Below are 12,440 nucleotides of genomic sequence, written 5' to 3'. Positions count from 1 at the left end.
ATCAGATGCAGGGCCTGCTCCTCGCGGGGCGTTACCGGCTCGCCGACCCGATAGGCAAGGGCGGCATGGGCCGGGTCTGGCGTGCCCATGACGAGGTGCTGCACCGGGCCGTGGCGATCAAGGAGTTGACCGCCGCGCTCTACGTTTCCGAGAGCGACCAGGCCGTGCTGCTCGCCCGGACCCGCGCCGAGGCGCGCGCGGCCGCCCGGATCAACCACTCGGCCGTCGTCACCGTGCACGACGTGCTTGACCACGACGGCCGGCCCTGGATCGTGATGGAGCTGGTCGAGGGCCGCTCGCTGGCGGACGCCGTCAAGGAGGACGGCCGTATCGAGGCGCGCGAGGCGGCCCGGATCGGGCTGTGGGTGCTGCGGGCCCTGCGGGCCGCGCACTCCGCCGGGGTGCTGCACCGGGACATCAAGCCCGGCAACGTCCTTCTCGCGCGGGACGGCCGCGTCCTGCTGACCGACTTCGGGATCGCCCAGATCGAGGGCGACACCACCATCACCCGCACCGGAGAGGTCGTCGGCTCGGTCGACTACCTCGCCCCCGAGCGGGTCCGCGGCGCCGACCCCGGCCCGTCCGCCGACCTGTGGGCGCTGGGCGCCACGCTGTACACGGCGGTCGAGGGACGCTCGCCGTTCCGCCGTACGACCCCGCTGACAACGATGCAGGCCGTCGTCGACGAGGAACCCGCCGAGCCGCGCAACGCCGGTCCGCTCGGGCCCGTCATCGCCGCCCTGCTGCACAAGGACCCCGCCGTGCGGCCCGACGCGGCCGAGGCCGAGCACATGCTCGCCGAAGCGGCGGAGGGACGGCGGCCGGGCACGGCACAGGCGTATCTGCCGACGCAGCACATGGGTTCCCGCCATGAGCCGGGGGCGCACAGCGGCTCCCACAGTGGGCCCGGCACACCGACCATGGGCACACCGGTCGGCGGAACGTCGTACCCCTCAGCCGCGGGGCCGTCGTATCCCTCGGCCACGGGACCGTCGTACTCCTCGGGCTCGGGCCCGACGTACCACTCGGGCGCCCCGTACGCCCAGGCCCCCGTCTCCACGGTCGTCGGGCCGCCGCACCACACCGGCATGGCCCCGGCAGCCCCGCCCAGGCGCCGTCGGCTGCGTTCCGTCGTGCTCGTGGTCGCGCTCGCCGCGGTCGTCAGCGCCGGGACTGCGGTCGCGTTGCAGAAATGGGACGAGGGACGGGACACCGGCGGCCCCTCGGCCTCGTCGAGTACCTCGCCCAGCTCCACGCCGAGCCCGGCCACGGGTGAGGTTCCGGCCGGTTGGGAGCGGCGCAACGACCCGGTGGGGTTCAGTGTCCCCTTGCCCAAGGGGTGGAAGCGGTCCGTCTCCATCGACCAGGACGGCCTTCGGCAGGTCGACTACTCGCCCGACAAGGGCATCCACCTCGTGCGGATTGCCGTCGACACCGCGCCGGACTTCAGTACCGCGTACGAGCACATGAGCAACCTGGAACAGCGGGTCTCAAAGCTGCAGCACTACAAGCAGCTGAGCCTCAAGGAGGAGCTGTTCCGCGACCTGCCGGGCGTCCGGTGGGAGTACACGTGGAACGCACTGGCCAAAGACCCGCCGCACTACTTCCCGGGGCCCTACCGTGCGATCGACGTCGGGTACGTGGACGGTGACGGCACCGAGTACGCGATCTACGCGGCTTCGCCGGCCGACGACTGGCCTACCACCAGAAAGCAGTTCGACCGGATCCTGCGGGGCTTCCAGGAGGGTTGATCCGAGTGGAACAGTCGCTCGGCGTGGTGCAGTACGGGGCCGCGAACGGCGTCCCGCGATTCCGCCGCGGCACCACCCCGGTGAACCTGTAGTCCGTCTTCAACTCGACCCTCGCGGCTGCGGCTGCGGTGGCCGCGACTCAGGCGGTGCAGGCGCCCGAGGGGGCGTCAAAAGGCGGCACCCGGCTCGACCACACGACACTGTTCGGGCTCGGCGCGGTGTCGACGTGGCCGCGTCGAGCCGGTCCAGCACGGTCCGCGCCTGGGCCTGAGTTCCGTGGAGTGTGCACCTGCTGTCCCGGGGCGGAGGCATACTTGGCCGGTCACCGCCCCGGAGGGCATCCGTCCGCTGCGGCATGATGGGGCGCATGGGGACCGAGGGGGACACCTTCCGTGTGATCGCGGGCCGTTATCGCCTGGAGGCGAGGATCGGGCGCGGCGGCATGGGCGTGGTGTGGCGGGCGACCGACCAACTGCTCGGCCGGCAGGTGGCCGTCAAGGAGATCCCCCTCGACGAGACACTCTCCGCCGAGGACGCCCGGCTCCAGCGCGACCGGACCCTGCGTGAGGCCGGCGCGGTGGCCCGGCTGTCCCACCCGCACATCATCGTGGTCCACGACGTCGTCGAGCAGGACGAACGGCCGTACATCGTCATGGAGTTGATCGACGGCGGCTCCCTCGCCGACCGGATCTCCGCGCACGGCCCGGTCGACGCCGCCGAGGCCGCCCGGATCGGCGCCGACCTGTTGAGCGCGTTGCGCGCGGCGCACACGGCCGGGGTGCTGCACCGGGACATCAAGCCCGCCAACGTGCTCGTCGAGTCCGGCACCGGCCGGGTCGTGCTCACCGACTTCGGCATCGCCCAGGTCGCGGGCGCCACCACCCTCACCGAGACCGGCTCGTTCGTCGGCTCGCCCGAGTACACCGCACCCGAGCGGATGTCCGGGGTCAGAACCGGCCCGGAGGCCGACCTGTGGTCCCTCGGCGCGTTGCTGTGCACGGTCCTGAGCGGTGAATCGCCGTTCAGGCGGGACTCCTTGGGCGGCATCCTGCACGCCGTCGTCATCGACGAGATCCGGCCGCCCGTGCAGGCCGCGCCGCTCCTTCCCGTCGTACGGGGACTGCTGGAGCGCGATCCCGAGCGGCGCCTGGACGCGGTGGAGGCGGAGCGGATGCTGCGGGCCTTCGGCGAGACGGGCCGCACGCCGCCGCGCCGGGCACCCGAGCGTGCGTACACGCCCACCCAGCGGGATCTTCCGCTACGGCGTTCCCCGGCGCCGGAGCGGGCCGGGCGCGGTGGGCTCATGGCGCCGGTGCGGTGGCGGCGGGGCGTGCTCACGGCGGTGCTGCTGGCCGCCGTGACGGCGGGAGCGGGGGTGTCGGCGGCGGTGCTGCTGATGGACCGGAGCGGCGGTGACGGCCGTACGACCGCCGGTAGTCCGGTGCCCGGAACATCCACGAGCAGCCCGACCGGAACGGCGAGGCCCGCACCCACCGCGACCCTGCCCTCCGCACCCTCCGGCTACCACGTCGCCGAGGACCCCGCCGGGTTCGCGCTCGCCGTGCCCGACGGGTTCACCCGTGAGCCGCAGGGGGAGCGGGTCTTCTACCTGTCGTCCGGCGACACCTTCCGTCTCGGCGTCAAGGTCACCGATCGCCAACCCGGCGGCCCGCTGGGTGTGATGCGGCGCGCGGCCGCCAAGGGCCCGGAGGCCAACCCCGGTTACCGCGACGGCCGGGTCACCTCGCTCACACACCGCGGACACCCCGCCGCACTCTGGGAGTTCACCTGGGACGGCTTCAGCGCGGCCGAGGGCGCCCGGCACACCTACGACCTGTGCTGGGAGGAGGGCGGGCGGCTGTACGACGTGTGGGTGTCGGCGCCGGTCGGGAAGGTACGGGAGGCCAAGGAGCACTTCGACGTGGCGATTGACACCTTCACCACGCCGTAGAGATACGTCACGGGTGTGTGACCGGAATGCATCACCTCTGGATGCCTGCGGGTCTGGCGCGATATGGATGAACCCATGAGCAGCAGCGGGGGAGTCGGCCACGAGTCCGACGAGACGACGAGTTATGTTCTGCAACCTCCCAGGCCCCCTCAGCCGGAGTCGGGCGTCGGCCGGCTCGTCGCGGGCCGGTACCGGCTGCTCGCCAAGCTCGGGCACGGTGGCATGGGTACGGTGTGGCGGGCCAAGGACGAGACGGTGGACCGCGAGGTGGCCGTCAAGGAACCCCGTGTCCCGGACCATCTTCCTGAACGCGAACGAGGCAACGCCTTCGAGCGAATGCGGCGGGAGGCGCGCGCCGCGGCCCGGCTCGATCACCCCTCGGTCGTGAACGTGCACGACGTGGCGGTCGTGGACGGCCGGCCGTGGATCGTGATGGAGCTGGTGCAGGGCCGTTCGCTGGGTGACGCGTTGCAGGAGGGCACCCTCGGGGCGCGGGAAGCGGCGAGAATCGGCCTCGAGGTGCTCGGCGCGCTGGAGGCCGCGCACGCGGCGGGCATCCTGCACAGGGATGTGAAACCGGACAACGTCCTGCTCGGCCGGTACGACCGGGTCGTCCTCACCGACTTCGGCATCGCTCAGATCGAGGGCGAGACCAACCTGACCGACACCGGTGGCTTCGTCGGCTCGCCCGAGTTCATCGCCCCCGAGCGGGTGCTGGGCCAGCGTCCTGGCCCCGCCTCCGACCTCTGGTCTCTCGGCGTGGTCCTGTACGCGGCGACGGAGGGCGTCTCGCCGTTCCGCCGCAGCAACACCCCCGCGACCCTCCAGTCCGTCCTCAACGCCACGCCCGCCCCGCCCGCCGCCGCGTACGGCCCGCTCGCCGACGCCATCAACGGCCTCCTCCAGAAGGACCCGGCGCGCCGCCCGAACGCCGCGCAGGTCAGGGCACTCCTGGAGGCCACCGCCCACCCGCCCGTCCCCGAGCCCACGCAGATCGTGCGGACCGTGGAGGTCCCGGCGGGCGGCGGCCTCCGGCTGGGCCGCAAGGCATGGCTCGGGCTCGGCGGGGCGGTCGTCGCGGCCGCGGTGGCGGCGTATCTGGTGATCGCGGACCCGTTCGCGGGGCCGTTGCCGGACGGCTGGAGCAAGAAGCACACCAAGGACGTCGCCGCGACGCTGGCGGTGCCCGCGGACTACCAGCCCACCACGCCCGACCGGAAGACGGACAAGACCCACTGGATCACGTACTCCGACTACAGCGGCAGCATCTGGATCGGACTGAGGCTGGACCGGAAGGCCGAGGACACCGCCCACGACATCGCGGGTTCCGCGGCCGCCGAGATGTACGAGGACGACGGTCGGTTCAAGGAGAGCGGCGACTACGACCTCAGCATGCCGGACACCGCGAAGACCCGGCCGGAGGACCAGACGTACCAGGGCCGGAAGGCCGCCAAGACCACCGTCACCTACAAGACCACGGACACGCAGAACCCCCGCCCCCGCGAACTCCAGATCTTCTACTACCGGACCTCCACCGGAGACATGTACAAACTCACCGTCAGCTATCCCGGCAAGGGGGACTTCACCGGGCGGGGGCGGGAGGTGGCGCGGACGGCGATCGCGAATCTGGGCGTGGACAGGCTCTGAGTGGCTCCGGGCCTGCTGCTTCGACAACGGCGTGGTGCACGCGGTAGTCATGTGCCATGAGCGAAGGCGGCGAACACTCGCCCGACGGACGTCTGATCGATGGGCGTTACCGGCTTGTCGGGCGGATCGGGTCCGGGCCCAACGGCACCGTGTGGCGGGCTCTCGACGAGCGGGAGGGACGGCACGTCGCCGTCAAGGAACTCCGGCTGAGCGAGGACGCCGAGGACGAGGAACGGCGGCGGGTGATGCACCGCCTCGCGCACGAGGCCCGTGCCGCCGCGCGGGTCGATCATCCGGTCGCCGTCACCCTTGACGGCGTACTGCTCGACGACGACCTTCCGTGGGTCGTCATGGAGTTGGTGGCGGGGGAGTCGCTGGACGTGGTGCTCGCCAGGCGGGGACCTTTACCGGCCGCCGAGACCGCCCTGATCGGGCTCGCCGTCCTCGGTGCCCTCCACGCCGCCCATGGCGTCGGCATCGTCCACCGGCACCTCAAGCCCACCAATGTGCTTCTCGAAACGGGGAGCGGACGGGTGGTGGTGACCGACTTCGGGATCGGTGGCGCCGGACACATCGGCGGCGGGGAGACCTTCACCGGGTTCGTCGCTCCGGAGTGTGCGTCGGGGCCCGGGGCGGGGCCCGCTTCCGATCTGTGGTCGCTGGGGGCGGTGCTCCGGGCGGCGGTGGCGGACGCGCAGGCCGGCCCACTGGGGCCGTTGCTGCAGCGGCTCCTCGTCCCCGAGCCGGAGGAGCGGCCGTCGGCGGAGGAGGCCGCACGCCTGCTGGCCGAGGTCGCCGGGACGAGCTCGCCGGAGTGGGCCCTGCTCGCGGACGCACCGGGGGCGGGAGAGGGGTCCGGGAGGGAGGCCGCGGCCATGGAGTCCGGGCCCCCCGCGGCCGACCTCCATGACCCTGCCGCCGGTCCGTCGACCGTCCCCGAGCCCCGTCGTCTCACAGCGCTCTCCGCCCTCGGCCTCCTGCTCCAGAAAAAACCCGAACGCGGCTGATCATCCCCGTCCAACCCCCTGATCAGCACATTCACTGCCAGTCATCACTGGCGATGTGTGTGTACGTCGTGAACGCCCGTTACCGACGGGTACCCAAAGCCCCCGCTCCCGAATACCCTGCGGCTCATGACGGACGCGCAGGCCACGGCCAAGACCGGCACGAACCCCCTCGCCCCCGCCCCGGAGGGCGCCCGTACCGCGGCCGACGTGGTCACCCCGGAGCTGGTCGCCCAGCTCACCAAGGGCGTGACCGGGTCCGGTCGTACCGCCAACCACACGCCGTTCACCGGCGAGAAGCTGGCCGACCTTCCCGAGTCGACGCCCGAGGACGTGGCGAAGGCCTTCGAGGCGGCCCGCAAGGCGCAGGCGGTGTGGGAGCGGACTCCGGTACGGCAGCGCGCCGCCGTTCTGCTCCGCTTCCACGATCTGATCCTCGAACGCCAGGCCGAGGTCCTCGACCTCATCCAGCTGGAGACCGGCAAGGCGCGTCTGCACGCCCACGAGGAGGTGCAGGCGGTCGCCGTGGCGGCGCGGCACTACGGCCGTAAGGCGCCCGCCTATCTCAAGCCGAAGCGGCACACGGGCGCCGTGCCGACCCTCACCAAGGTCACCGAGCTGCGCCACCCGCGTGGGGTCGTCGGCCAGATCGCCCCCTGGAACTACCCGCTGGAGCTGTCCGTCGGCGACGCGCTCCCCGCCTTCGTCGCGGGCAACGCCGTCGTCATGAAGCCGGACACCGAGACCTGCCTGACCGCCCTGTGGGCCCGCGACCTGCTCGTCGAGGCCGGCCTGCCCGCCGAGGTCTTCCAGGTCGTCCTCGGCGACGGTCCCGTCGTCGGCCCCGAGGTCGTCCGGCACGCCGACTACGTCTCCTTCACCGGCTCCACCCGCACCGGTCGCGAGGTGGCCCAGGGCGCCGCCGCCCGCCTGATCGGCGTCTCCCTCGAACTCGGCGGCAAGAACGCCATGCTGGTCCTGGAGGACGCCGACATAGAGAAGGCCGCCGCCGGTGCCGTCCGCGCCTGCTTCTCCTCGGCCGGCCAACTCTGCATCTCCATCGAGCGGTTGTACGTCCACGAGTCGATCGCGGACGCCTTCCTGGAGCGCTTCGCCGCCCGCACCAAGGCGATGCGGCTCGGCACGTCCCTCGCCTACGGCGCCGACATGGGCTCGCTGGTGGGGGAGCGGCAGCTGGAGACGGTCACCCGGCATGTCGAGGAGGCCGTGTCCAAGGGTGCCAAGGTCGTCGCCGGTGGCGTCGCCCGCCCGGACATCGGCCCCTACTTCTTCGAGCCGACCATCCTCGACGGCGTCGCCGAGCCGATGGCCGTGTGCGCCGAGGAGACCTTCGGCCCGGTCGTCTCCCTCTACCGTTTCAAGACCGAGGACGAGGCGGTCGAGCTCGCCAACTCCACGCCGTACGGCCTGAATTCGTCGGTGTGGACGAAGGACGGCAGGCGCGGCCGCGAGATCGCCTCCCGGGTGCGGGCCGGCACCGTCAACGTCAACGAGGGTTACGCCTCCGCCTACGGCAGCGTCCAGTCCCCGATGGGCGGCATGAAGGACTCCGGCCTCGGCCGCCGCCACGGCTCCGAGGGCATCCTCAAGTACACGGAGGCCCAGACGGTCGCCCAGCAGCGGCTGCTGCCGATGGCGCCCTCGCTGGGGATGGACGACGAGAAGTACGCGCAGTTCATGAGCCGGAGCCTGAAGGTGATGAAGGCCTTCCGCTTCAAGTAGAAACGTCCGTTCTCAACGAGGAGAGCACGTGCCACAGGACACCTACGACTACGACGTCATCGTCGTCGGATCAGGCTTCGGCGGCAGCGTCACCGCCCTTCGCCTCACCGAGAAGGGCTACCGCGTAGGTGTCCTGGAAGCCGGCCGCCGTTTCACCCGCGAGACCCTCCCCAGGAACTCCTGGGACCTGAAGAACTACCTCTGGGCGCCGAAGCTCGGCATGTTCGGCATCCAGCGCATCCACCTCCTGGGCAACGTCATGGTCCTCGCGGGGGCGGGCGTCGGTGGCGGCTCCCTCAACTACGCCAACACCCTCTACGTCCCCCCGAAGCCCTTCTTCGAGGACCCGCAGTGGCGTGACATCACGGACTGGCAGGAGGAGTTGAAGCCGTACTACGACCAGGCCCGCCGCATGCTGGGCGTGCGGCTCAACCCGACGATGACCCCCTCCGACGTCCACCTCAAGGCGGCCGCCGAGCGGATGGGCGTCGGCGACACCTTCCACATGGCCCCCGTCGGCGTGTTCTTCGGGGACGGCGAGGACGCGGACGGCGCCGCCAAGGCCAACCCCGGTGAGCAGGTGAACGACCCCTACTTCGGTGGCGCGGGCCCCGCCCGCAGGGCCTGCACCGAGTGCGGCGAGTGCATGACCGGCTGCCGGCACGGCGCGAAGAACACCCTGAACGAGAACTACCTCTACCTCGCCGAGAAGGCGGGCGCGGTCGTGCACCCCCTCACCTCCGTCGTGTCGATCACCGACGACTCCCAGGGCGGCTACGCGGTCGCGACTCTCCCCACCGATGAGCGCCGCAGGGCGAAGGGCCGCACCTTCAAGGCCCGCCAGGTCGTCATCGCCGCCGGCACCTACGGCACCCAGACCCTCCTGCACCGCATGAAGGCGGGCCGCCAACTGCCGTACATCTCGGACCGGTTGGGCGAGCTCACCCGCACCAACTCCGAGGCCCTGGTGGGCGCTCAGACCGACAACCGCCGCTACCGCAGGGCGACCGGTGCGCAGAAGGTCGACTTCACCCGGGGCGTCGCCATCACCTCGTCCGTCCACCCGGACGAGAACACCCACATCGAGCCGGTCCGCTACGGCAAGGGCTCCAACTCGATGGGCGGCCTGTCGATCCTCCAGGTGCCGTACGCCGAGGGCTCGTCGAGGGCCATGGCCTGGCTGGCGAACGCCGCGAAGCACCCGCTTCTCGTCCTGCGCTCCCTCTCCAACCGCCGCTGGTCGGAGAAGACCATCATCGGCCTGGTCATGCAGTCACTGGACAACTCCCTGACGACGTACCTGAAAGCGGACGGCGTCGGCAAGGGCCTGCTCACCGCCCGCCAGGGCCACGGCGCCCCCAACCCCAAGCAGATCAGGGCCGCTTCCGAGGCCGCTTCCGCGATCGCCGCCGACATCAACGGCTTCGCCGGCTCCAACGTCGGCGAGCTGATGGGCGCCCCGCTCACCGCCCACTTCCTCGGCGGCTGCCCCATCGGCTCCTCCCGCGACACCGGCGTCATCGACCCGTATCACCGGCTCTACGGCCACCCCGGGATCTCGGTCGTGGACGGCTCCGCGGTCTCCGCCAACCTCGGCGTGAACCCCTCGCTGACGATCACCGCGCAGGCCGAGCGCGCGATGTCGTACTGGCCCAACAAGGGCGAGCAGGACCCGCGTCCGGCGCAGGGCGAGGCGTACGAGCGTCTGAACCCCGTCGAGCCCACGTCACCGGCGGTCCCGGCGGAGGCCTTCGGCGCGCTGAAGCTGCCGTTCCTGGGGATGCCGGCGGTGCCGAAGAAGTCGTAGAGCCCGAAAACGCCAAAGAGAAGGACCTGCACCCCCCTCCGAGCACAGGTCCTTCTCTTCTTTTTGCGGTCAAGCTGTGTGTACGGCTTTCACGGCCCTACGACTCAGGCGTGGGCGCCGGTCGCACCCTTGCGCCGCTTCACCGCGAAGACCACACCGGTACCGGCGACGACGGCGAAGCCGCCGACGAGACCGAGGACCGGCAGGGCCGAGCTGGAACCGGTCTCGGCGAGCTGGCCGTCCACGTCGACGTCGTTGACGTCGGAGATGGGGCTCTTGCCGCCGGTCTGCGGCTTGGCGTCGTTCGGCTTGCCGGGGTCGGAGCCGGCCGGCAGGACCTCGAAGAAGTAGATGCCGGCGTTCTCGTCGTCGGAGACCCAGCAGCCCTTGTCGTCCGAGTACTGGGCGAGCCCGATGGCGATGCCGATCGCGCTCGGGACCTCACGGTCGACCTTCACTCGAAGCTGGTAGCTCAGGGAGTCACCGCCGTCGAGGGCGAAGGCGTTGAACGAGCCGCCCTCGCCGAACTGCGTGGACACGTCGACCCAGGTGCCGCCCTGCTTCACCTGCACGGTGACCAGGTCGCTGTAGTCCTCCTCGAAGTCCCAGTCGACCGCCCCGACACCGACGAAGGGCTGGATGTCCTTGATCGTGTCGTCACCGGAGTTCTTCACGTTGAACTTGAAGTTCGTCCAGCCGCTGCCCGCCACGATGCTCTCGGGCAGACCGGTCAGCGAGCTGTGCAGCGCGTCGCTGTCGTTGATGACCGGGGCGCCGTCCTCGTCGACCTCGCACTCGTCGACGGGCTCGTCGCTCGCGCTCGGCGAGGGGCTGCTGCTGGCGGAGGCCGAGCCGGACGGGCTCGTGGAAGGGCTGGTGCTCGCCGTGGCCGAGCTGGAGGCAGTCGTGGAGGGCGCGCCGGTTGAGGGCGTGCTTGCCGGGGTCGTCGCCGGGTCCGTCGGGGTGCTCTCGGGTGCCGTCGTGGTGGTGTCGGCGGGCGTGCTCTCCGTCGTGGTCGGAGCGGGGGACTCGGACTCGTCCGCGAACGCGGTCGGCGCGGCGAACAGGGCCAGCGGCGCTATCGCGGCGGTCGCGGCCGCGGCGGCCAGTGCACGGCGAAGCTTCATGAAGACCTCGGAATTCAGGTGTGCCGCGTTTCCCGCAGCACGCGTCAGGGAGAGGCCTCCGCGTGTGGGGCGCGGGTGGGGCCCGTGGTTCGTGAGGTTTGATCCGCGACACCTGTGAATGGTTGTGCGGCCATTCACAGAAAACTTATGTGGGCTGAGTCACACATGAGTTCTCCTTGTGAACGGGCTTTCCCAGGCCCTACAACTGACTCACGTGTCAGAAGACCCCAAGATCCCCGACGACGTCTGGGAACGGTTCGCCCGTGACTCAGAGCGGGACATCCGAGACTCCGCCCCCAAGGAACCGTCCGCGCGGGCCCGTGAGGTGACGGAGCGACTGCGGCGACAGGAAGCGCGCGGTGAACTGCCGGAGGGCTGGCGTACCGGACCGGCCTGGCGGCAGAAGAAGAGCCGACGCGGCCTGTGGGGCGTCCTCGGTGTCGCCGTCGCGGTCGTGGTGGCCGTCGTGGCGGTGAAGCCCTCGCTGGTGCCGGGTGACCCCTTCGGCGGGGGAACCTCCGCCGAGGCGGCGTCCTCCCCGCTGCCCGAGGAGACGGCGGCGCCGACCGCCGCGCCCTCCGCCGAGGCCTCCGAGATCCCCACCCTGGACGACCCGTTCGCCGGCTCGCCCGCCAAGCGCTGGGCCGACGGTGCCGCCGGAATCGCCGTACCGGAGGCGAAGGCCGTCGGCGGCCTGTCCAAGGCGAAGGCCGAGCAGGCCCTGGAGCTGACCAGGAAGCTCCTGGTCGAGTCCAACCTCGACCCGGGCACCCTGCGCGGCGAACGCCCGAAGGCGGCGCTCGACGTCCTGGACCCGGTGCAGAAGGACGTCCGTGGGCTCCTGGAGACCGCCCTGATCAAGCCGGACAAGAAACACGACCCGCTGTGGATGTTCAGCCGCTTCGACCCCAAGGAGGTCCGGCTGGTCGGCGACGTCGTGAAAACGCGCGGCCGGATGACGTTGAAGGCCGGTGATCACGCTTCGGTCGCCGTGCACGCCGACTACACCTTCGTCTACCCGGTCGTCCAGACCAACGGTTCCACGGAGGTCACCCGCACGATCATCCGCCGGGTCCTCGACGTCGAGATCTCCGACCCGGCCAAGTACCGGGTGACCCCGGGCAAGCTCACGGTCGTGAACTGGGACCAGGACATCAACAACTCGGCCTGCGATGTCTACGACGGCTATCTGCACCCGGACTTCGCGTCGTCCGAGCCGACCGGGCCGGCTCCCTCGGGGCCGACGACGGACCCGTACGACCGCAGCCGGACCCTCGCCCCGAACGGTGACGAAGCCTGCGGAACGGTGTCCCGCGTCTGAGTCCACCCAGGCGAAGGGCCCCACGGGACGGATCCGTGGGGCCCTTCTTTCGTCAGCACCGACGTCAGGGCTGCGCCGGTGCCTGGGAG

Annotated in this window: 8 protein-coding genes; 7 read left to right on the top strand and 1 reads right to left on the bottom strand. The window is 71.1% G+C overall.

Annotated elements, in window-relative coordinates; translation table 11 throughout:
* Positions 1-5 precede the first annotated feature (5 nt).
* The 6 genes from OG841_RS18635 to OG841_RS18610 all read left to right on the top strand — a co-directional run bounded on the left by OG841_RS18635 (position 6) and on the right by OG841_RS18610 (position 9,903).
* Positions 6-1,751 carry a serine/threonine-protein kinase gene (locus OG841_RS18635; protein ID WP_328643626.1) on the top strand — a complete coding sequence of 582 codons (1,746 nt, stop codon included), beginning with the start codon at positions 6-8 and terminating at the stop codon, positions 1,749-1,751.
* Positions 1,752-2,118: 367 nt separating this feature from the next.
* Positions 2,119-3,702, top strand: coding sequence for a serine/threonine-protein kinase (locus OG841_RS18630; protein WP_328640445.1), 1,584 nt, complete (start codon positions 2,119-2,121; stop codon positions 3,700-3,702).
* A gap of 75 nt (positions 3,703-3,777) precedes the next feature.
* Positions 3,778-5,349 carry a serine/threonine-protein kinase gene (locus OG841_RS18625; RefSeq protein WP_328640446.1) on the top strand — a complete coding sequence of 524 codons (1,572 nt, stop codon included), beginning with the start codon at positions 3,778-3,780 and terminating at the stop codon, positions 5,347-5,349.
* Between the two features lie 56 nt (positions 5,350-5,405).
* Positions 5,406-6,356 carry a serine/threonine-protein kinase gene (locus OG841_RS18620; protein ID WP_365119573.1) on the top strand — a complete coding sequence of 317 codons (951 nt, stop codon included), beginning with the start codon at positions 5,406-5,408 and terminating at the stop codon, positions 6,354-6,356.
* Positions 6,357-6,482: 126 nt separating this feature from the next.
* Positions 6,483-8,096: a succinic semialdehyde dehydrogenase gene (locus OG841_RS18615; protein WP_328640448.1), complete on the top strand. Its 1,614-nt coding sequence runs from the start codon at positions 6,483-6,485 to the stop codon at positions 8,094-8,096.
* Positions 8,097-8,124: 28 nt separating this feature from the next.
* On the top strand, positions 8,125-9,903 hold the full coding sequence (locus OG841_RS18610; protein ID WP_328640449.1) for a GMC family oxidoreductase: 1,779 nt from the start codon (positions 8,125-8,127) through the stop codon (positions 9,901-9,903).
* Between the two features lie 104 nt (positions 9,904-10,007).
* Here the strand turns inward: OG841_RS18610 and OG841_RS18605 are convergent, their stop codons facing one another.
* Positions 10,008-11,030 (bottom strand): LPXTG cell wall anchor domain-containing protein, encoded by a 1,023-nt coding sequence (locus OG841_RS18605; protein WP_328640450.1) that lies wholly within the window; start codon positions 11,028-11,030, stop codon positions 10,008-10,010.
* 214 nt (positions 11,031-11,244) lie between these two features.
* Here OG841_RS18605 and OG841_RS18600 point away from each other — a divergent pair, with 214 nt between their 5' ends.
* The gene (locus OG841_RS18600; protein WP_328640451.1) at positions 11,245-12,351 is read left to right on the top strand and encodes a hypothetical protein; all 1,107 of its coding nucleotides are present in this window, start codon (positions 11,245-11,247) and stop codon (positions 12,349-12,351) included.
* Positions 12,352-12,440 lie beyond the last annotated feature (89 nt).

The sequence above is a fragment of the Streptomyces canus genome, assembly GCF_041435015.1.
Lineage (GTDB): Bacteria > Actinomycetota > Actinomycetes > Streptomycetales > Streptomycetaceae > Streptomyces > Streptomyces canus_G.
Note: the sequence above shows the minus strand (reverse complement) of the source record. Positions and strands in the feature narration are given on the sequence as shown.